The organism is Mesorhizobium sp. M4B.F.Ca.ET.058.02.1.1, from assembly GCF_003952505.1.
Lineage (GTDB): Bacteria > Pseudomonadota > Alphaproteobacteria > Rhizobiales > Rhizobiaceae > Mesorhizobium.
In genome coordinates this window covers 1577817-1597845 of the sequence record NZ_CP034450.1, presented here as the reverse complement: position 1 = coordinate 1597845, position 20029 = coordinate 1577817, and the positions used below count along the sequence as shown (strand labels likewise).

Here is a 20029-nt window from a genome sequence, read left to right as displayed (position 1 = left end):
GATCTCCCCCTCGCGGGGAGATCGGCAGCTTCAGCTATTCCGCCGCCAGCAGCTTGTCCTGCGTCTTCGTCTCGAAGTCGCTGGCGTCGTGGCGCTCGTGCAGCTGGTAGGCCGGGTCGCCGGAGAGGCGGTTGACCATACGGCCGCGCTTCACCGCCGGCCTGGCGTCGATGGCGTCGGCCCAGCGCTGGACGTGCTTGTATTCCTGCACGGCCAGGAACTCCCCGGAATCGTTGTAAATGCGGCCCTTGGCGAGCCCGCCATACCAGGGCCACACCGCCATGTCGGCAATCGTGTAGTCCGGTCCGGCGAGGTACTCGCTCTCCGCCAGCCTGCGGTCGAGCACGTCCATCTGCCGCTTGGTCTCCATAGCGAAGCGGTCGATCGCATACTCGATCTTTTCCGGCGCATAGGCGTAGAAATGGCCGAAGCCGCCGCCGAGGTAGGGCGCCGAGCCCATCTGCCAGAACAGCCAGGAGAAGGTTTCGGCCCGTGCCGCCGGATCCTTCGGTAAGAATGCGCCAAACTTTTCCGCCAGATAGGTCAGGATCGAGCCGGATTCGAAGACACGGATCGGCTTCTCGCCGCTGCGGTCCATCAGCGCCGGGATCTTGGAGTTGGGATTGACCTCGACGAAGCCGCTGGCGAACTGGTCGCCTTCGTTGATCCGGATCAGCCAGGCGTCGTACTCGGCACCCTTGTGGCCAAGCGCCAGAAGCTCCTCCAGCATGATCGTCACCTTCTGGCCGTTGGGCGTGGCCAGCGAATAGAGCTGCAGAGGGTGCTTGCCGACCGGCAGTTCCTTGTCATGCGTCGGGCCGGCGATTGGCCGGTTGATGCTGGCGAAAGTGCCGCCATTCGGCTTGTTCCAGGTCCAGACTTTCGGCGGGGTGTATTGGTTCATGGGGGAGCCTTGAGGGTTTGGCGGGGGCGCGGGTTGATCGGTCGGTTCGAGCTAAACTTAGGTGCGACCGGGCGCGCGTCAAATAGGGAAGTCCAAAATTTGTTGAACTATTATCTGGGCCAGCGCTGCTGAGCTCTTCCCTCGCAAGGGAAGAGGGAAAGGCAACCCTTGCGCCTCACCCCATCCGCCATACCTATAGAAGAAACCGCCCCCCAGGATGAACCGATGACCCTCGAACAAATCTCGCGCTCCGTCGTGGCCGTCCGCGCCACGGTTCCGGACGATGCCTTCACCGCCAACACGCTGGGCACGCGCCGCGAGGGCAGCGGCGTCGTCATCCGCGACGATGGGCTGGTGCTGACCATCGGCTATCTCATCACTGAGGCCGAGGAGGTCTGGCTGACCGACCAGGACGGCCGCGTCGTGCCCGCGCATGCGCTAGCCTACGACCAGGAATCGGGTTTCGGCCTGGTGCAGGCGCTGTCGCCGCTCGGCCTGCCTGCGGTGGCGTTGGGCGATGCCCACAAGGCCAGCGTTGGCGATGCCGTGTCGCTGGTCGACGGCATCGGCCAGAGCGTGCGCGCCCATATCGTCACCAAGCAGGAATTCGCCGGCTATTGGGAATACCTGCTCGACGAGGCGATCTTCATCGCGCCGGCTCATCCTTCCTGGGGCGGGGCGGCGCTGTTCGACAAGGTCGGCAACCTGCTCGGGGTCGGGTCGCTGCGCCTGCAGATGAGCCGTGCCGGCGAGGTTGCCGACATCAACATGATCGTGCCGATAAACCTTCTGCCGCCGATCCTCGACGATCTCCTGACCCGCGGCCAGGTGGCGAAACCGCCGCGCCCGTGGCTTGGCGCCTTCTCGGCTGAGTCGAATGGCGTGGTGGTGGTGATGAGCGTCACCGAAGGCGGCCCCGCCGCCGAGGCCGGCCTGCGCCAGGGCGACATCATCTCCGATGTCAGGGACGGCGAGGTCGACGGGCTGGCAGACTTCTACCGCAAGCTCTGGCAGAACCCGGCCGGCTCCGAAATCCCGCTCAGGGTGGTGCGCGACGGCCGCGAAACCTGGCTCCGCGTGAAATCCGCCGACCGCAACAGCTTTCTCAGGAAGCCGCATCTGCAGTGAGGTTGAAGCTGCCGATCTCCTCCAGAAGGGGGGAGATCGGCAGTTTCGGCGCTGCGCAACGAGGATCCGTCTGATGCCGCCCGTGAAAGTCGATCCCGGCAAGGTGCATGAATTCGCCGATCCCGAGCGCTTCCGTGCCTGGCTCGCCCGTCACCACGCCAGCGAGACCGAGGTCTGGATCAAGATACACAAGGTCGGTTCCGGCCTGCCCTCGATCACGCCGAAGCAGGCCATCGACGTCGTGCTGTGCTTCGGCTGGATCGACGCGGTGCGCAAGAGCCTGGACGACAAGAGCTACCTGCAGCGCTATACGCCGCGCGGCAAAAAGAGCACCTGGAGCAGGATCAACGTCGACAATGTCGCCCGCCTGGTCGAGGAGGGCCGCATGACCGAACATGGGCTAAGGCAAGTCGAGGCGGCCAAGGCCGACGGCCGCTGGGCGCGCGCCTATTCGGCCAAGGAAATGACCATCCCGCCGGATCTGCAGGCCGCCATCGACGCCGAGCCGAAGGCGAAGGCGATGCTGGCTGGGCTCAGCGCCCAGAACCGCTTCGCGCTCACCTTCCGGACCCACAACATGAAGACCGAGGCCGGCCGCCGGAAGAAAATCGCCGACCTCGTCGAGATGCTGAAGCGCGGCGAGACGATCCATCCGCAAAAGCGGGCTTAGAGCGCGTCACGCCAAAGTGGAGGTCGGCACGAAGGCAGAGCATGGAATTGCCGGATCCTGGAGCGCAGGCTTGGATGCGTACTATAAGGAAGGTCGTCTCGAGCGATTTCAGGTTAGGCCATGAACCAGGACATCCGGCTTTTTGGCGCAATTGCGGTTCGCCCCGCCGTCCTTTCTCTCATATCCCGGTTCGAAACGGCCACAGGATTCAACGTTGCAGTCAAGTGGGAACTCAATCCGACGGTAAAGAAGCAGATTGAGGCGGGGGAGCCTTTTGACCTCGTCATCACCAATCCGCACCTGGTTGAGGATCTGATCGCCCTGGGAAAGGTCAGGGCGGGAAGCCAGGTCGCGTTTGGCCGGATAGCAATGGGGGTGGCGGCCAAGGCAGGCAGTCGAGCGCTCGATATTGGGTCCGTGCAAGCATTCGGACATGCGTTGAAGAGCGCCAGATCAATCGCTTACGCCAGTGACGGGACCAGCGGTGGCTACTTCTCCGGTCTGCTGGAACGCTTGGGAATATCCGATGAGGTGAAGCCCAAGTTGGTGGCCATACCAGGAGGGCAGACAGCGCCGGCCGTAGGCCGAGGGGAAGCCGAGCTGGGGGTGGTGCCTGTGACTTCGATTCTCGCCGCCGCTCCCGAGGTCATGCTTGTCGGGCGGTTTCCGGCAGAACTCCAAAGTTACATTGATTTCGCCATCGGCATCAGCGCCCATTCAACGGACGCAGAAGCTGCCAGGCAACTGTCGGAATTTCTGATGTCGCCAGCCGTCGATGGCATCCTGGCGGCAAAGGGCGTCGAGCGACACTAAAGCGTGCCTGATAAGTATCAATCGGATCATCGCATCATCTGATGAGTGCCTTTCTTGGCCAGGCTGCTGCTGAGGCCGGCAGCAGCCCGTGTCGAGCGAACCAACGAAAACGCCGCCCGGTGAGGGGCGGCGTTTCCGGGGGAGGGATGATCCCGAGGGGAGCGGGATCATCCGGCATGAAGAAACCATCCCGATGGGAGGGGTCGGGACTTAGGCCGCCTTCTTGGCGACGTGCTTCTTCACGTGATGCTTCTTGACGTGATGCTTGCGGTGCTTCTTCAGGTGATGCTTGCGGGCGTGATGCTTGTGGTGCTTCTTGTGCTTCTTGTGATGAGCGACCTTGGCTGCGGGCTTCGCCGTCGCGGTGGCCGCGGCCGGAGCAGCGGTCGTGGTGGTTGCGGCAGCCGTGGTCGCAGCGGCGCTGGCTTCGGTGGTGCCGAGTGCCGGCACCGCGAAAGCGAGCGCGACGGCCAGGCCGAGAACGGAGAGGAGGGTCTTTTTCAAAATCGGCATTTCCTTTTTCGAAGATCGATATCGGGTTGTCGCTGGCCGCACTCGGCTGCTTCGGGAACGGGTTATGCCACCCGGTCTTTTCGCGAGTTTTTCCCGACTGTTGAATCTTGTTTCTGGATTGTGTCTGGCGGGGAGGGCCGTTGCTGGCTGCGGTGTTCCGGGCCGCCCAAAGGGAACTGGCGGGTCCATTCCTGTGCCGCATCGTGCAACGAAAGGATTCTATTCCAGCAAATCGACTGGGCGCGGCAGAGGGAATGTCGCATTCTGATTGCGAAGAGCTTGAGAGAACAACATGACCGGCACGACAGATCACTCCGGCAAGGTCGCCCTCGTCACCGGCGGCAACGGCCGCATCGCGTTTGAGACAGCCCGCCGGCTCGCGGCGCTCGGCTTCACCGTACTCGTCGGTGTGCGCGACCTCGCCAAGGGCGAGGCGGCGGCGAGGAAGCTCGGCGGCAATGTCGAAGCCATCGCGCTGGATCTCGCCGCGCCTGATGGACCGGCCCTCGCCGCAGCCGAGGTGGAGCGCCGTTTCGGTCGGCTCGACGTACTCGTCAACAACGGCGCCGTCCATTACGCCCTATCCGCTCGGGCGCTGAGGCCTGACCGCACGTTGGGCGGCAAGACCTTCGAGACCTATGTCGTGGGCGCCTGGCGGATGGCCTTCGCCTTCGTGCCGCTGCTCAGCGCCTCCGGTCATGGCCGGCTGGTCATCGTTTCTCCCGAGGCTGGTTCGCTGGCCTCGATGAACGCCGGCGCGCCGGCCTACGCGACCGGAAGGGCGACGCTCAATGCGCTCACCCGCATCCTCGCGGCCGAACTGCGCGGCGCCGGTGTCCTGGTCAACGCCATCAGCCCTGACTGGGTGGAGGCCGACAAGGGCAAGCCTGACGGCCGCCCGGTCGCGCCAGGGGCGGCCGGCATCGTCTGGGCCGCGACCTTGCCGGACGATGGCCCGACCGGCGGCTTGTTCCGCAACGTCAAAAGGCTGCCGTGGTGAGCGGATCTGCTCACCCCACCGGCACCTCCAGCCCCACCTTCACCCGATCCATGGCGACGAACGTGCGGAAGCGCTTGACGTTGTTGTTCTCGAAGAACAGTTTTCTCGTCAGCGCCTCGTAGTCGGCCATCGTCGCCACGGTGACGACCAGGATGAAGTCGGCCTCGCCGGTCACGTAATAGCACTGCTGCACTTCAGGCACCTCGGCGAAGCCGCGCTTGGCGGCGTCGATCAGCTCGGCGCGCTCGCTCTCGACCTCCACCTCGACGAAGATCGTGATCGGGTGGCCGACCTTGGCCGGGTCGACCAGCGCGACATTGGCGCGGATGACGCCGGTCTCCTCCATGCGCTTGATGCGTCGCTGCACGGCCGGCGCCGACAGGTTGACCGTCGCGCCGATGACCCGCTGCGGCGTGGTGTTGTCCTTCTGCAGGATGGCCAGGATGGCGCGGTCGAAAGCGTCGAGGTCGGGCAAAACGGACATAGCGAGGTCCAAAACGAAACAAACTTGCATCTAAAGCGGCAAAATAGAGCGCCTTTCTCGCTCGGCTTTGCAATAAATTTCAGCCATCAAGACGGAGAAACGCCGATCCATGTTCCTGCTCAACCGCCACCCGGACCATCGCCATCCGCTGACCCCGCAGGATGCCGCTATGCTTGGGCTCGCCGGCGTCGAGGCGGCCGAGCGCTTCCTTGCCGCGCGTGACAGCCAGGCCGAGACGCCGCTGCACGCCCTGCCGGCGCTGGCGGGCGAACTCGGCATTGGTGCGCTCCACATCAAGGATGAGGGCAAGCGCCTCGGCCTCGGCAGCTTCAAGGCGCTGGGTGGCGCCTATGCCGTCATGCATCTGGTGCTGGAGGAGGCCGGCAACCGGCTCGGCCGTTCGGTCGATGTCGCCGAACTGCATGGCGCTGACGTCAAGGCGATTGCCGCCGGCATGACTTTCGCCTGCGCGACCGACGGCAATCACGGACGTTCGGTGGCGCAGGGCGCCGGCCTTGTCGGCGCGCGGTCCGTCATCTTCGTCCATTCAGGTGTCAGCAACGAACGCGTGGCGGCCATCGCCCGCTTCGGCGCCGAGATCGTGCGCATCGCCGGCGACTACGACCAGTCGGTCAGGGAAGCCGCGCGCGTCGCCGCCGAGCGCGGCTGGTCCGTCGTCTCCGACACGTCCTGGCCGGGCTACGAACGGATACCGGGGCTGGTGATGCAGGGCTACACCGTGATCGTGCGCGAAGCGCTGAGGCGCTTGCCCAAGTCGCCCACCCATGTCTTCCTGCAGGCCGGCGTCGGCGGCTTTGCGGCGGCGGTGGCCGGCCATCTCGCCATCGTGCTTGGCGAGCATCGCCCGAGGGTAGTCGTTGTCGAGCCCGCGCGGGCGGCCTGCGTCTACGCCACCGCAAAGGCCGGACGGCCGGTCGCGATTGCGCACACCAAGCCCACGGTGATGGCGATGCTCGAATGCTACGAGCCCTCGCTCGTCGCCTGGCGCGTGCTGTCGCGGATCGGCGATGCTTTCATGACTGTGGACGAGGAAGACGCGGTTTCGGTGATGAACCGCCTGGCCCGGCCTTCAGGCGATGATCCGGCGATCGTCTCCGGCGAGAGCGGCGGGGCGGGGCTCGCCGGGTTGATCCGCGCTGCCGGTGACAGCAAGATGCGGGCGGCGCTTCACCTCGATAGCCATTCGCGCGTGCTCATCATCAACTCCGAAGGCGCGACCGATCCCGGCCGCTATGCCGACCTGGTCGGGATGGCGCCGCAAGAGGTTGCGCGGGCGAGGCAGCCGGCATGAGCAATCTGACGATCAACGCCGACCGTCTTCTTGGCCGCATCGAAGAGCTCGGCAGCCTTGGCCGCGATGCGCAGGGCAGGCTGGTGCGTGTCGCCGCTTCCGACATGGACAAGCTCGGCCGCGACCGCCTCGTCAGCTGGCTGCAGGACGCAGGGCTCGCAGTCGCCGTCGACCGCATCGGCAACATCTTCGGCATCTGGCAGGATGATGCCAATGCCGGCCAGCCGTCGGTCATGCTCGGCTCGCATATCGACACAGTGATCGACGCTGGCATCTATGACGGCTGCTATGGCGTCCTTGCCGGCCTCGAAGCGATCGAGAGTTTGAAGGAGGCCGGCTTTACGCCGGCGCGCCCGCTTGTGGTAGCGGCCTTCACCAACGAGGAGGGCGTGCGGTTTTCGCCTGACATGATGGGCTCGCTGGTCTTCGCCGGCGGCCGGGATCTTGACGAGGCGCTGGCCTCGGTCGGCACCGACGGCTCGGTGCTGGGCAAGGAGTTGGAGCGCATCGGCTATGCCGGCAGGCACGAGCCCGGCTTCCTCAAGCCGCGGGCCTATGTCGAACTGCATGTCGAGCAGGGGCCGGTGCTGGAACGCGAGGGCATCGCCGTCGGCGCGGTCGAAAACCTGCAGGGCATTTCCTGGCAGCGCATCACGATCGAGGGCGAGGCCAACCATGCCGGCACAACGCCGATGTCGATGCGCCGCGATGCCGGCGTCGCCGCCGCGCGGGTGATCGGCTTCCTGGCGGACCGCGCCGGCGCCTCGCCGACGCCGACGGTCGCCACCGTCGGCACCATCGCCTTCGAGCCCAACGCCATCAACGTCATCCCGTCGCGGGCGACCTTCACCGTCGACCTCCGCGATCCCGACGAAACGCACCTTCGCGAGGAGGAAGCGGCGCTCGCCGCCTTTCTCGACCACCTTGCCGCGAGCGCCGGCGTCACCGTCCAGGCTGAAAGCCTGGCGCGTTTCGAGCCGGTAACCTTCGATGCCCGCATCGTCTCGCTGGTCGAGGAGGTTGCCGGAGCCGCCGGCCTTTCCTGCCGGCGCATCACCTCGGGCGCCGGCCACGACGCTCAGATGATCGCGCGCATCGCGCCGTCCGCGATGATCTTCGTGCCGAGCCGGGGCGGCATCAGCCACAACCCGGCAGAGTTCACCGCCGCCGGCGAACTGGTTGCCGGAGCCAACATCCTGCTCGGCGTCGCCGCGAGATTGGCGGCCGACTGACCGCGGCAGCAGAAAACGCGGATCGCCGGCTTCTGCGGCACAGTGTTGCCAAGCCATGACACCACCAAAAATAGTCACGTCGAAGGCGTCGAGTCTTGCAGAGGTTGGCATCCGGCGACATCGGGCCGAAACAAAAATCAATCATTCAGCGAGTTTAGACGGCGAATTTTCGCGCGCGCCAATAAGTTCAGTGCCTCGAAGAAAGAATGCCATGCTGCTGCTCAATCAACGTCCCGAACACAACCAGCCGTTGGTTGCGGCCGATGCCGAGTCCCTCGGCATGGCGGGAGGCGAGCGGGCCGAGCACTATCTCAAGGCGCGGCACAACCATGTCGAAACGCCGCTGCACGCCTTGCCGGCGTTGGCCGATGAACTCGGCATCGCCGCACTTTACGTCAAAGATGAAGGCCAGCGTCTCGGCCTCGGCTCCTTCAAGGCGCTGGGCGGCGCCTATGCGGTCATACGGCTGGTGCTGGAGGAGGCAGGCAAGTGGCTCGGCCGCACCGTCGATATCGGCGAGATCAACGACGCCAAGGTGCGCGAGATCGCGTCCAGCATGATCTTTGTCTGCGCCACCGACGGCAATCATGGCCGCTCGGTCGCGCAGGGCGCCGGCCTGGTCGGCGCGCGCTCGGTGATCTTCGTCCATGCTGGCGTAAGCCGTGAGCGTGTCGCGGCCATCGCCCGCTTCGGCGCCGAGATCGTGCAGGTCGAGGGCGGCTACGATCATGCGGTGCGCGAAGTCGCCCGCGTCGGCGCCGAGCGCGGCTGGAAGATCGTCTCCAACACGTCCTGGCCGGGCTATGAGCGCGTCCCCGGCCTGGTCATGCAGGGCTACACGGTGATCGTGCGCGAGACGCTGCGGCAGGTGGCCGAGCCGCCCACGCATGTCTTCCTGCAGGCCGGCGTCGGCGGCTTCGCCGCGGCGATCGCCGGCCATATGGCGATTATGCTCGGCGGGCGGCGGCCGAAGGCCGTAGTGGTCGAGCCGGGGCGCTCGGCCTGCGTCTACGCCTCGGCTGAGGCCGGACGTCCGGCAACGATCGCGCATCAGCAGTCGACGGTGATGGCGATGCTCGAATGCGCTGAACCGTCACTGGTCGCCTGGCGCGTGCTGGCGCGCGTCGGCGATGCCTTCATGACGGTGGAGGAAGAGGATGCGGTCGCCGTGATGAAGCGGCTGGCGCGACCCTTGGGCAACGATCCGGCAATCATCTCCGGCGAAAGCGGCGGTGCGGGGCTCGCCGGACTGATCCGCGCGGCAGGCGACAAGCAGATGCGCGCGGCACTCGACCTCGACACCCATTCGCGCGTGCTCGTCATCAACTCCGAGGGGGCGACCGACCCCGGCCGCTATGCCGAACTGGTCGGCGTGGCGCCGGACGACGTGCTGATGCAGCCTGCCTGAAACAAGTCCGGAAAGTATATGACGGTCAGGCTCGGCGACTTGGGCCGTAGCAGGCTCGGCGACTTCGCCGTAGCAGGCTCGGCGACTTCGCCGTAGCTTTCGGTCCGAGTGCGTAAAGAAGAGGCTTAGGGGCGACGATGGCCAAACTCGACCAGCAGGCACTGCACCGCGAGATGACGGCGTGGCGGCACGATCTCCACGCCCATCCCGAATTCGGCTTCGAGGAGAAGCGCACCTCGGCCTTCGTTGCCGAAAAACTCCGCGCGTTCGGGCTCGAGGTCGCCGAAGGCATCGGCGGCACCGGCGTCGTCGGCACGCTGACCAGGGGCAGCGGCAACCGGGCGATCGCACTGCGCGCCGACATGGACGCGCTGCGCATCGCCGAGCAGGGCACGATGGCCTACCGCTCCCAGACACCCGGCACCATGCATGCCTGCGGCCATGACGGCCACACCTCGATGCTGCTCGGCGCGGCAAAGCTGCTTGCCGCCGAAGGCGGCTTCGACGGCACTGTGCGCTTCATCTTCCAGCCGGCCGAGGAATGGGGCAGGGGCGCGCTCGCCATGCTGGACGACGGACTGCTCGAGCGCTTCCCCTTCGAGGAGATATTCGGCCTGCACAACATGCCGGGCCTGCCCATTGGCCATTTCGAGACCCGCGTCGGGCCGATCATGTCGGCCGAGGACAATTTCGAGATCGTGCTGAAAGGCGTCGGCGGCCATGCCGCGCGTCCACATGCCGGCCAGGAGACGCTGGTCGCCGCCTGCGCGCTGGTCGTCAACCTGCAGACCATCGTCTCGCGGCGCCTGAGCCCCGCCGATATCGGCGTCGTTTCGGTCACCGAGCTGATCACCGACGGCACCCGCAACGCGCTGCCGGGCCTTGCCCGCATCCTCGGCGACGCCAGGAGTTTCCGGCCCGAGGTGAGTGCCGCGATCGAGAAGGAGATGCGCCGCATCGCCGAGGGCACGGCGCAGGCCTATGACGTCGCCGCCGAAGTCACTTACACGCGCGAGTTCGTGCCGCTGGTCAACGACGCAAGCCTGGTCGACGAAGCTTTTGCTGCGGCCCGGAGCGTGCTGGCCGGCGATGCCGTCGGCGTCGCGGCCGAGCCGATGACCGGCTCGGAGGATTTCGCCCGCTTCCTCGCCCATGTGCCGGGCTGCTTCATCTTCCTCGGCAACGGCGCCTCCGCACCGCTGCACAATCCGTCCTATGATTTCAATGATGAAGGCCTGGTCCATGGCGCGCGGTTCCATGCGGCAGTGGTGCGGCGGCGGCTGGCGGCGGGGTAAGAGGGCCCCTAAACCCCATCCCCGCCTTCTCGATCGCCTCGAGATAGAACATCTTGCTTGGCTGCAGATGGTCGACGCAGAGCTGCGCCAGCACCCAGTTGTCCCGGCGCTTCATCGCCTCGATCATGAACCAGTGGTGCTGGCGCGAGACTTCCAGCTTCTGCGGATCGGCGAGTGAGTTCGCCCGCACCGGCAGGCTGAGCCGCATGTAGTGGTCGATCGACGACACCAGGTAGTCGTTGCCGCAGGCCGAGAACATGGTGAGGTGGAAACGGTCATTGGCCTCGTGGATGCCGCGCAGATAGTGGGCGTCGACATGGGCGCTGTAGACCCGTTGGATCTCCATCAGCTCCGCAATCAGTGCATCGCTGGCCGGCAACGGGATCATCAGCGCCGCCTGCCGCTGCAAGAGCTCGCGCACCTCGTAGATCTGCCTGACCTCGTCGGGTGACAGCCTTCTCACCATCGCGCCCTTGTTGCGTTCGCGGGTGACGACGCCCAGTTTCTCCAGCTGGTAGAGCGCCTGGCGGATGGTGTGGCGCGACACCGGGAAGCGTCCGAGCAGCACATCTTCGACCAGCCGTGTGCCGGGCGCGAGGCGGCCGAAGATGATGTCCTCCTCCAGCGCCTTAACGACGTCGGCTTCCTTGCCGCCATAGTCTGCCACGTGGAGCATTTTCTTGTCCTTGCCGCGTCCTTTGCGGTCACTCTAGCCGCAGAGAGAGCCTTTCCGCAACTGCAGCGCATGGTCTTGATAATCGATAATACGACCATGAGTGACAAGTTATGATCGCCACATTGTAGGTATTTCTGCTGGAACCAGATTAGAATTATTGACAATCTGAGCCATTTGCCTATGGTGACGATCAGCGGTTGCTCCACCAGGGCGCCTGCAGTCAGGGTGAAATCCAGCCCCAAGGTGTCGATTGGCGTATCGCGGCCTCAGGAAGGGACTGACCAGCTACGGCGACGCCGCCTTCTCGCTGTTCCTGCGCAAGGCCTTCATCAAGGCGGCCGGCTATTCGGACGATGCGCTGGAGCGGCCGATCGTCGGCATTGTCGACACCGCGAGCGACTACAATCCCTGCCACGGCAACGCGCCGCAGCTGATCGAGGCGGTCAAGCGCGGCGTCATGCTCTCGGGCGCGCTGCCGATGGTGTTCCCGACCATCTCCATCCACGAATCCTTCGCCCACCCGACCTCGATGGTGCTGCGCAATCTGATGGCGATGGACACCGAGGAGATGATCCGCGCGCAGCCGATGGACGCGGTGGTCGTCATCGGCGGCTGCGACAAGACATTGCCGGCGCAGATCATGGGCGCCATCAGCGCCGACCTGCCGACGGTCGTTGTGCCGGTCGGCTCGATGGTCGTCGGCCACCACAAGGGCGAGACACTGGGCGCCTGCACCGACTGCCGCCGCCTGTGGTCGAGCCACCGCGCCGGCGACATCGATGCCGCCGAGATCGACCTCGTCAACGGCAGGCTGGCGCCTTCGGTCGGCACCTGCATGGTCATGGGCACCGCCAGCACCATGGCGATCATTGCCGAGGTGATGGGTTTCTCGCTGCCGTTCGCCGCGTCCATCCCGGCGCCCCATGCCGAGCGGGTCCGCTCGGCGGAAGCCTCGGGCCGCGTCGCCGCCGCGCTTGCAGTCTCCGGCGCGCCGCTGCCCGGCGCCATCGTCACGCCGGCATCGATCCGCAACGCCATGGTCGTCATGCAGTCGATCGGTGGCTCGACCAACGGCATCATCCATCTCGCCGCGATCGCCGGCCGGGCCGGGCATCCGGTCGACCTCGCCGAGTTCGACAGGATCGGCCGCGAGGTGCCGGTGCTGGTCGACCTCAAGCCGTCGGGCGAACACTATATGGAGCATTTCCATCACGCCGGCGGCGTGCCGAGGCTGCTGGCCGAACTCTCCGGTGTCCTCGACCTGACGACGCCGGTGGTCGACGGCGGCACGCTCGGCGACCGCGTCATGAAGCCCGAGGAGATGCATGCGCAAGACGTCATCCGGCCGCTCGGTCGGCCGGTGACGGGGCAGGGCGCCATGGCCGTGCTGTCGGGCAATCTCTGTCCGCGCGGCGCGGTGATCAAGCATTCCGCAGCCTCGCCGGCGCTGATGCGGCACATCGGGCGCGCCGTCGTCTTCGAATCCGTCGCCGACCTTGCCATGCGCATCGACGATCCGGCGCTCGACGTCAGCGCCGAGGACGTGCTGGTGCTGCGCAATGCCGGGCCGCGCGGCGCGCCCGGCATGCCCGAGGCCGGCTATATCCCGATCCCGAAGAAGCTGGCCGCGCTCGGCGTCAAGGACATGGTGCGCCTGTCGGATGCCAGGATGAGCGGCACCGCCTTCGGCACGGTGGTGCTGCATGTCTCGCCGGAAGCCGCCGCGGGCGGTCCGCTCGCTCTGGTGAGGAGCGGCGACATGATCCGCCTCGATGTGCCGGCGCGCCGCATCGACATGCTGGTCGACGAGGCCGAGCTGGCGCGCCGGGCGGCGATTGCCCGCCCGGCGGTGGAGCAGCCGGCGCGAGGCTATGCCCGGCTCTACTACGACCATGTGCTGCAGGCCGACCAGGGCTGCGACTTCGATTTCCTGACCGCTTCCGGGGCCGCCGACAAGGAGGAGGCGCAATGAGCGCGGCGCACCTCCCGGCGGAAACGGAGCCCCGGCGGTGCCTGCCGCCGCTGGCGCCGGCGCGACGCACGGCGTTGCGCCTGCCCGAGGGCAGCTGCGACGCGCATGACCATGTCTTCGCCTCGGCCTGTCCGCTCGACCCGGCGCGCGGCTACACGCCGGCCATGGTCACGGTCCAGGACTACCGCCGGGTCATGGACGCCTTTGGCATCGATCGCGCCGTGCTGGTGCAGCCCAGCGTCTACGGTTTCGACAACAGCGCGCTGCTGTCGGCGCTTGCGGCCCTGCCCGGCACGCTTCGCATCGTCGACGAAGCCTATCGCTGGCGGCGCCCCACCTGACCCGCCGGTAACGGTTTCTTGTCTGGTTTTGTGCACACTGTCTCCAACAGGGCGGACAAAAACCGGGCATGGCGGACGACAAGACACGCAAGGGGGAGTTCTGGGCGCTGGCGCTGGAACGTGCTCATCTCGGCGTCTGGGACTGGAACGTCGCGAGCGGCGATTGCTACTACTCGCCGACCTGGTTGAAGATGCTCGGCTACGCCGAGGGCGAGCTTGCCGCCACGGCGGATCTCTGGCTGACGCTCACCCATCCCGACGACCGCGAGCGGGCACTGGCCAGCGGCGAGCGCCACATCGCCGGCCTGACGGAGTCCATCGAGACGGAGCTGCGCCTCAGGCACAAGGATGGCCACTGGGTCTGGGTGCTCGACCGCGGCGGCATCGTCGAGCGCGACGCCGAGGGCCGGGCGCTGCGGCTGATGGGCGTGCAGACCGACATCACCCGGCGAAAACAGGCCGAGGCGGCACTCGATGAGGTCAATGTGCGCTTCCGCCTGGCGCTCGCCGCCAGCGGCACCGGTATCTGGCACTATGACATCGCCACCAACAAGAGCTTCTGGGATGCCCGCAGCCGGGAGATCTTCGGCCTGGTCAGCGATACCGACGAGGTTTCGGCCGGCCTCTGGCACACCTATCTGCATCCCGACGACAAGGAAGCCACCGAGCGGGCGCACCTGCCGCCGCCCGGCTCCGACGCCGTAACCGCCTCGCAATATCGCATCATCAGGCGCGACGGCGAGATCCGCCATCTGGAATCGCTGGTCCGCTTCATTGCCTGCGCCGGTGGCGCCGGCCAGATCCTCGGCACCGTGCGCGACATCACCGAGGACAAGAAGCGCTCGCAGGAACTCACCTACGCCGCCAACCACGACGCCCTGACCGGCCTGCTCAACCGCGCCGCCTTCGACCGGCTGCTGGCTGACCACATCGCCACGCAGCGCCGGCTGCCGCTCGCCGTCTTCTATGTCGACCTCGACTACTTCAAGGCGCTGAACGACTTCGCCGGCCATGCCGCCGGCGACCTCGCGCTGAAAAGCATCGCCGCCGGCATCCTCGCCAGCCTGCCGTCCTCGGCGCACGCGGCGCGGCTTGGCGGCGACGAATTCGCGCTGCTGGTGCCGAACTGCGGTCAGGCCGAGGCCGAGCGCCTTGCCGACGCCGTCCTTGCCGCCGTGCGCAATGCCGAGCTGGCGGCGACGACGCGAAAGCTCGCGGCCAGCATCGGCATCGCCTTTGTCAGCGACAGTGACACCAGGGTCGCCGATGCGCTGGCCTGCGCCGACGATGCCTGCTACGCGGCCAAGGCCGCCGGGCGCAACCGTTTTGCGGTGTTCTCGGTGGAGACGGCCTCCGGTTCCGGCGGCCTCAATGCCGCGCGGCTCGCCGCCGACCTGGTCGATGCCATGGAGGACGGCAGGCTGAAACTGTTCGGCCAGCAGATCCACCGGCTCGGCCGGCCTTGGCGCGACAGCCGCCAGGTCGAGGTGCTGGCGCGGCTTTCTGCCCGCAACGGCAAGATGATCCCGCCCGGCGAGTTCATCTCCGTGGCGGAGCGCTTCGGCATCGCCGCCAGGCTCGACCGCTGGATCGTCAGGGCGGCGCTGGAACTGCACGGGGCGGCGATGCGCTCGGGCGCCATCTCGCTCGACTTCAACCTGTCGGCGCAGACGCTGAGCGACCCGCAGCTGTGGGAGTTCGTCGACACCGTCATCGCCGAGACCGGCGCGCCGCCCGCCGGCATCGGCTTCGAGATCACCGAGACCGCGGCCGTCACCAATTTCGATGCCGCCGAGGCGTTCGTGCGCAAGGCGCGGGAACGGCGCTGTCGTGTCAGCCTCGACGATTTCGGCGCCGGCATGAGCTCGTTCGAATATCTGCGGCGCTTTCCCGTCGACGCCATCAAGATAGACGGCTCCTTCGTCGAGCACATCGCCGAGAGCCGCTTCGACCGCGAGATCGTCTCGGCGATATCCGGCATCGCCAGGAGCCTCGGCTGCGGCGTGGTGGCCGAAAAGATCGAGCAGCGGGTGGCGCTGGATATCCTGAGTGACATGGGCGTCGCCTACGGCCAGGGCTATCTGCTGCACCGGCCCGAGCCACTGGAGGCGATCGTCGCCAGGGCGGTCGGCGAGGTTGACTTGCCGGCCAGGCGCGTTGGTTGAGCCGATCGGCCTAGGAAATTCTTAATCGACATCAGGTTATCGCTTTGCCGAACCGACTTGTTGCGCTCAAGGCATGATGTCTTGGCTCGAATGTCCGGCGCGGCCCTCCATGACGAGCGGGCCGGCCCGCGAGACCGGCAATGTCTTCACTCTCCGCACTGAACAACGCCGCCCTGCTGATCCTGCAGCAGCAACGCCCGCAACCTGCGGCGGAGGACAGCCTCGCCGAGAGTGCCAATGGCGTCTCCAGCCCCGCTGGCTCGGGCTCGCCCCTGAAACAGGCGCAGGCCAAGATCTCCGGGACCATGTTCAGCGTGAACAGCCTCAACATCACGGCCATCAAGGTCCGGCTGATGGAGCGCGTCGGCAAGGAGTTCGGCGTCGACCAGGGCGACTACGCTTCGCTGTTGTCCTACGGCACGGCCGTCAAGAACGCGGTCGAGGCGTTGAAACAGAGATCTGCTTCCGAGATCATCGCGATCGAGAAGAAGCTGGGGTTGGACCAACTCGGCGTTTCGCTCGATACGTTCGTCAATGCGATCATCGATCCGATCGGCAGTGACAGCGACAGGCTGGACGCGGCCCTGAAGCAGCAGCTGGGCGACGACGTCAAGTCGAAAGCCGCCGGCCCGATCCAGCCGGACGAGATCGGGCTTTACGGCCGCTGACCGCCGCAAGCGGCAGGCCCGGGCCGGCTCCCGTCGGGTCGTTACGAAAATAAGCAGCTGCTAAAATTGCTTATACTCATTTAAGCGCGCCGTAATCGGGCCGGACAATGATCCGCCATCGACAATGGCGGCCCGCTTGCCGGATGGGAGACGACGATGAAGGCTGTTCCTCTGCTGCTGGCGGCTTCGGTCGGCCTGTTCGGCAGTCTTGCAACGCAGCAGTGCCTTGCGGGCGAGTTCTCGGACCATGGCGGCGAGGTGGCAGCGACGCTGCCCGACAATGACGACCAGGGCGCCACCGCCGGCGATGAGCGCGACCATGATGTGGCCGAAAATGACGAAGGTGATCATGAGGGCGACGGGGTCGACAGTGGCGAGCATGACGGCGACCAGGGCAGGGGCGAGGGTGATCACGAGAGCGGCGATCACGAGAGCGCGAGCAGCGGCGACCATGATGGCGGAGACAGTGGCGGCGGTGACGGTGGCGGCGAGGGCGGCGGCGAAGGTGGCGATGGCGGTGGCGAAGGCGAAGGCGGTGACGACTGAGCCGCCGCGCTGACACCGCGATCTCCCCCGCGCGGGGGAGATCGGCAGCTCCGACGCCGGCACCCATCCTACCCTATCCAATGCCGCAGCACTCCGGCCGAAGCCACGCCGATCACCACGGTCGGCAGCATCGACAGCCTCGTCGCCGCGAGCACGGTGATGGCGAGCGCCGCCAGGTCGGCCGGATTTTTGGAGACGAAGTCCGGCGCGATGACCGAGATAAGCACGCAGCCGGGCGCGGCTTCCATCACCGCCGTGGCGCGGCGGCTAAGCGTTCGGTTGCGCAGCACGACATAGCCGCCGATCCTGGTCAGATAAGTGACGCTGGCCATCAGCACGATGGCCAACACGTTTGCCGGATCGATCATGCTTCGTCTCCCGAAAACAGCCAGGCCGAGACCAGCCCGGAGAGCGCGCCGGCCGCCACATACCAGGCGCCGGGAACGATGAGGTAGGTCAAGGCGGCCACCACCAGGCTGACCAGCCACGGCCGCGCCGCGGCAAAACCCGTCCACATGCCGCGCATCAGCACCAGGAAAACGGCCGGGAAGGCCATGGCGAAGCCGTAATCCTCGACATTGCCGAGCACTGGGCCGAGTGCCGCGCCGGCGGTGGTGAACACCACCCAGGCGAGGTAGAAGGGCAGGGCGGCGCCGGCATAATAGGGCAGGCTGAAGGCCGGGTTCAGGCCGGCCGCGGCGCGTTGCCTCGCATCCGCCAGCCCCAGCGCCCAGCTCTCGTCGCACATCACGAACAGCGCCGGAAACACCTTGCGCCGCGGCAAGTGACCGAGGAACGGTGCAAGCGCGGCCCCCATCAGGAAATGGCGGCTGTTGACCAGCAGGGTGATGGCAGCGATCAACAGGATGTGCGGCGGCGAGGTCCAGAGCTGGATCGCCGCGAACTCGGAGCCGCCGGCGAAGTTCATGCCGGTCATCAGCGGAACCTCGACGACGCTGAGGCCCTTCTGCGCAGCCTGTGCGCCGAGCACCAACGCATAGGGAATGATGCCGAGCAGCACCGGCGTCGACGCGGCCACGCCACGCCGGAATTCGGACGGCCGACGGTAGGGCGCCTCGTCCAGGGTCAGGCTTGCTTGCGAGATGCTCATGGGTCTCCTTTGGGCGAACGAGGTCGGGCGCGCCTTGCGGCCGCCTGCGTCCGAACCATTCGCTGTCGATGACTTATCTGCCGGTAAGCATAGGCGAAATGCCAAGCAATTTGGTTGCGAAGATTCGCCATTTCTGAGAGAAATTGGCATTGGATATCGAAATCAGAAAGAAAGATGGAATCTTGAGCCATGAAGCTGGATGAGATCGACAAGCGCATCCTGCGCGCCCTGCAGCGCGACGGGCGCATGGCCAACAACGATCTGGCGCGGGAAATCGGCCTGTCGCCGTCGCCATGCCTGAGAAGGGTCAAGCTTCTGGAAGAGGCCGGCGTCATCGACCGCTACGTTGCCGTGCTCAACCCGGCCAAGGTCGGCCGCGGCCACACCTTCTTCACCCGCATCTGGCTGAAGCAGCAGGACGAGGACACGATCGAGCATTTCGCCGCCGAGGCGGCCAAGCTGCCAGAGGTGATGGAGTGCTATCTGATGCTCGGCGACTGCGACGCCATGGTGCGCGTGGTGGCCGCCGGCATCGACGAATACCGCCGCTTCCAGTCGGAGCATCTGAGCCGCATCAAGGGCGTGCAGAACGTCAAGACCGAGGTTCCCAGCCAGACCATCAAGCAGACCTCGGAGATGCCGCTTTAGTGCCTCCCCCTTCTCCCACAAGGGGAGAAGGAAGAGGCCCGCGTCACTCAATGATGCGTGTGGCTCTTGCGGGTCGCCGCCGCCTTCTTCGCCGATGCCGACCGGCTGGCCGCGGACCGTGAGGCCGAGGCCTTGCCGCCCATCCTGCCGCCCTTGTGCGCGGCCGGGTTGCCGGTGTGCTTGCCGTGCCCCGAGCCGCCTTCCTTCTTGCCGCCGCCATCGTCCTTGTTGACGGTCGCCCAGGCGCGGCGCTCGGCCTCCTTCTCGGACACGCCGCGGTGCTCGTATCCTTCGGCGATATGATCCGCCTTGCGCTCCTGCTTGTCGGTGTATTTCGACTTGTCTCCGCGTGGCATTTTTCTTCTCCATTCGCAGTTGGTCAAAGGGAACGGCTGGCGCTGTGCCTCGCGGCGGTCGCCCTTGTCCCGCCACGTCTGCTCGGCGACTCACCTGTTCGAAGCCGGTTGAGCGCGCGCAGGCCGCTTTCATATTTCGCGGTCGAGACACCGGCTTCGCGCGCTTGCCAGAGATTGTCGTTCAAGTCGGCGCGCTTGACCGGCAGGGCAAGCCGGTTCGAGGCGGCGCGGCACAGAAACCCGTGCTCTGTTTCGTCAAGCCTTCGCGTCAGGGCATCGACGGCGGCGACGACAGGTGGGCCGAAGCCCGCCGTCCGCAGCCTGCCGAAGGTCCAGCCTTCGCCCTTTTCGACGACGTCATGCAGATAGGCAACTATCTTCTGATCGAGCGTCTCGACCTGATCGGCGACGCGCCGGCAATGCTCGATATAGGGGCGGCCGGTCTTGTCGGTTTGAGACCGATGCGCCTCTTCCGCGATCCTGGCCGCGCGGTACAGCATGCTCATTTTCGTGTTTCCTTGCATTGCTTGATCTCGCCCGATCTCAGCCCTCGGCCTTCATCGTGCGCGCGATTTTCAGAAGCTGCTCACGGTCGTGGCCGTGCTCGCGGATGAGTTCCCGAGCCTGTTTCGGAGAGAGGTCGGTGTTCTCCGCCAGGAACCGCACCAGTGGGTCGTCGCCGCCTTTGGTGGGTAACCCGGCCGTCGCCTCGGGAGCATGGCCCGCGCCGGGCCGCCGCGGAACGGCGCCAGTGTCGCGAGTGTCCTTGTTCATTGCGTGCTCCTTC

Annotated in this window: 23 protein-coding genes; 14 read left to right on the top strand and 9 right to left on the bottom strand. The window is 66.2% G+C overall.

Annotated features, from left to right (window positions below; all coding sequences use genetic code 11):
- Window positions 1-34: 34 nt before the first annotated feature.
- On the bottom strand, window positions 35-904 hold the full coding sequence (gene yghU, locus EJ073_RS08095; RefSeq protein ID WP_126055256.1) for a glutathione-dependent disulfide-bond oxidoreductase: 870 nt from the start codon (window positions 902-904) through the stop codon (window positions 35-37).
- Window positions 905-1129: 225 nt separating this feature from the next.
- Here yghU and EJ073_RS08090 point away from each other — a divergent pair, with 225 nt between their 5' ends.
- The 3 genes from EJ073_RS08090 to modA all read left to right on the top strand — a co-directional run bounded on the left by EJ073_RS08090 (window position 1130) and on the right by modA (window position 3515).
- The gene (locus tag EJ073_RS08090; protein ID WP_126055255.1) at window positions 1130-2032 is read left to right on the top strand and encodes a S1C family serine protease; all 903 of its coding nucleotides are present in this window, start codon (window positions 1130-1132) and stop codon (window positions 2030-2032) included.
- 73 nt (window positions 2033-2105) lie between these two features.
- Window positions 2106-2702, top strand: a complete 597-nt coding sequence (locus EJ073_RS08085) for a YdeI/OmpD-associated family protein (protein WP_126055254.1) — start codon at window positions 2106-2108, stop codon at window positions 2700-2702.
- Between the two features lie 120 nt (window positions 2703-2822).
- The gene (gene modA / locus EJ073_RS08080; protein ID WP_126055253.1) at window positions 2823-3515 is read left to right on the top strand and encodes a molybdate ABC transporter substrate-binding protein; all 693 of its coding nucleotides are present in this window, start codon (window positions 2823-2825) and stop codon (window positions 3513-3515) included.
- Between the two features lie 210 nt (window positions 3516-3725).
- Here modA and EJ073_RS08075 read toward each other — a convergent pair whose 3' ends face one another.
- Complete coding sequence (locus EJ073_RS08075) at window positions 3726-4019, bottom strand: hypothetical protein (RefSeq protein WP_126055252.1); 294 nt, start codon at window positions 4017-4019, stop codon at window positions 3726-3728.
- A 301-nt stretch (window positions 4020-4320) separates the two neighbouring features.
- On the opposite strand from EJ073_RS08075, the gene EJ073_RS08070 reads away from it, so the two are divergent.
- Window positions 4321-5028 carry an SDR family NAD(P)-dependent oxidoreductase gene (locus EJ073_RS08070; RefSeq protein WP_126055251.1) on the top strand — a complete coding sequence of 236 codons (708 nt, stop codon included), beginning with the start codon at window positions 4321-4323 and terminating at the stop codon, window positions 5026-5028.
- Between the two features lie 10 nt (window positions 5029-5038).
- Here EJ073_RS08070 and EJ073_RS08065 read toward each other — a convergent pair whose 3' ends face one another.
- Window positions 5039-5512, bottom strand: a complete 474-nt coding sequence (locus tag EJ073_RS08065) for an Lrp/AsnC family transcriptional regulator (RefSeq protein WP_126055250.1) — start codon at window positions 5510-5512, stop codon at window positions 5039-5041.
- Window positions 5513-5621: 109 nt separating this feature from the next.
- On the opposite strand from EJ073_RS08065, the gene EJ073_RS08060 reads away from it, so the two are divergent.
- The 4 genes from EJ073_RS08060 (at window position 5622) to EJ073_RS08045 (ending at window position 10759) form a co-directional block, all read left to right on the top strand.
- Window positions 5622-6824, top strand: a complete 1203-nt coding sequence (locus EJ073_RS08060) for a diaminopropionate ammonia-lyase (RefSeq protein WP_126055249.1) — start codon at window positions 5622-5624, stop codon at window positions 6822-6824.
- Entirely contained in the window at window positions 6821-8056 is a 1236-nt protein-coding gene (locus EJ073_RS08055) for a Zn-dependent hydrolase (RefSeq protein ID WP_126055248.1), read from the top strand. Before EJ073_RS08060 ends, EJ073_RS08055 begins: the two co-directional genes overlap by 4 nt.
- Before the next feature lie 211 nt (window positions 8057-8267).
- Entirely contained in the window at window positions 8268-9464 is a 1197-nt protein-coding gene (locus tag EJ073_RS08050; RefSeq protein WP_126055247.1) for a diaminopropionate ammonia-lyase, read from the top strand.
- A 137-nt stretch (window positions 9465-9601) separates the two neighbouring features.
- Window positions 9602-10759, top strand: a complete 1158-nt coding sequence (locus tag EJ073_RS08045) for a M20 aminoacylase family protein (RefSeq protein ID WP_126055246.1) — start codon at window positions 9602-9604, stop codon at window positions 10757-10759.
- On the opposite strand, the gene EJ073_RS08040 is transcribed toward EJ073_RS08045, so the two are convergent.
- Window positions 10686-11435, bottom strand: a complete 750-nt coding sequence (locus EJ073_RS08040; protein WP_245455499.1) for a GntR family transcriptional regulator — start codon at window positions 11433-11435, stop codon at window positions 10686-10688. The two genes, EJ073_RS08045 and EJ073_RS08040, sit on opposite strands and share 74 nt — an antisense overlap.
- A gap of 250 nt (window positions 11436-11685) precedes the next feature.
- On the opposite strand from EJ073_RS08040, the gene EJ073_RS08035 reads away from it, so the two are divergent.
- The 5 genes from EJ073_RS08035 (at window position 11686) to EJ073_RS08015 (ending at window position 17127) form a co-directional block, all read left to right on the top strand.
- Window positions 11686-13407, top strand: coding sequence for an IlvD/Edd family dehydratase (locus EJ073_RS08035; protein ID WP_245455498.1), 1722 nt, complete (start codon window positions 11686-11688; stop codon window positions 13405-13407).
- The gene (locus EJ073_RS08030) at window positions 13404-13748 is read left to right on the top strand and encodes an amidohydrolase family protein (RefSeq protein ID WP_126055245.1); all 345 of its coding nucleotides are present in this window, start codon (window positions 13404-13406) and stop codon (window positions 13746-13748) included. The genes EJ073_RS08035 and EJ073_RS08030 overlap by 4 nt, the downstream gene beginning before the upstream one ends.
- 68 nt (window positions 13749-13816) lie before the next feature.
- On the top strand, window positions 13817-15913 hold the full coding sequence (locus tag EJ073_RS08025; RefSeq protein ID WP_126055244.1) for an EAL domain-containing protein: 2097 nt from the start codon (window positions 13817-13819) through the stop codon (window positions 15911-15913).
- Between the two features lie 140 nt (window positions 15914-16053).
- Window positions 16054-16581 carry a hypothetical protein gene (locus tag EJ073_RS08020; protein ID WP_126055243.1) on the top strand — a complete coding sequence of 176 codons (528 nt, stop codon included), beginning with the start codon at window positions 16054-16056 and terminating at the stop codon, window positions 16579-16581.
- Window positions 16582-16737: 156 nt separating this feature from the next.
- The gene (locus EJ073_RS08015) at window positions 16738-17127 is read left to right on the top strand and encodes a hypothetical protein (protein ID WP_126055242.1); all 390 of its coding nucleotides are present in this window, start codon (window positions 16738-16740) and stop codon (window positions 17125-17127) included.
- A gap of 68 nt (window positions 17128-17195) precedes the next feature.
- Here the strand turns inward: EJ073_RS08015 and EJ073_RS08010 are convergent, their stop codons facing one another.
- Window positions 17196-17495: an AzlD family protein gene (locus EJ073_RS08010; RefSeq protein WP_126055241.1), complete on the bottom strand. Its 300-nt coding sequence runs from the start codon at window positions 17493-17495 to the stop codon at window positions 17196-17198.
- Complete coding sequence (locus EJ073_RS08005) at window positions 17492-18238, bottom strand: AzlC family ABC transporter permease (protein ID WP_126055240.1); 747 nt, start codon at window positions 18236-18238, stop codon at window positions 17492-17494. Before EJ073_RS08005 ends, EJ073_RS08010 begins: the two co-directional genes overlap by 4 nt.
- Before the next feature lie 189 nt (window positions 18239-18427).
- Here EJ073_RS08005 and EJ073_RS08000 point away from each other — a divergent pair, with 189 nt between their 5' ends.
- On the top strand, window positions 18428-18886 hold the full coding sequence (locus EJ073_RS08000; RefSeq protein ID WP_126055239.1) for an Lrp/AsnC family transcriptional regulator: 459 nt from the start codon (window positions 18428-18430) through the stop codon (window positions 18884-18886).
- A gap of 47 nt (window positions 18887-18933) precedes the next feature.
- Here the strand turns inward: EJ073_RS08000 and EJ073_RS07995 are convergent, their stop codons facing one another.
- From EJ073_RS07995 to EJ073_RS07985, 3 genes are read right to left on the bottom strand one after another with little or no spacing between them, the layout of a single operon-like run.
- A complete protein-coding gene (locus EJ073_RS07995; RefSeq protein WP_126055238.1) occupies window positions 18934-19242 on the bottom strand; it encodes a plasmid stabilization protein in 309 nt (102 codons plus the stop codon).
- Between the two features lie 23 nt (window positions 19243-19265).
- Window positions 19266-19748 (bottom strand): HD domain-containing protein, encoded by a 483-nt coding sequence (locus tag EJ073_RS07990; protein ID WP_126055237.1) that lies wholly within the window; start codon window positions 19746-19748, stop codon window positions 19266-19268.
- Window positions 19749-19785: 37 nt separating this feature from the next.
- The gene (locus EJ073_RS07985; RefSeq protein WP_126055236.1) at window positions 19786-20016 is read right to left on the bottom strand and encodes a hypothetical protein; all 231 of its coding nucleotides are present in this window, start codon (window positions 20014-20016) and stop codon (window positions 19786-19788) included.
- Between the last annotated feature and the right edge of the window lie 13 nt (window positions 20017-20029).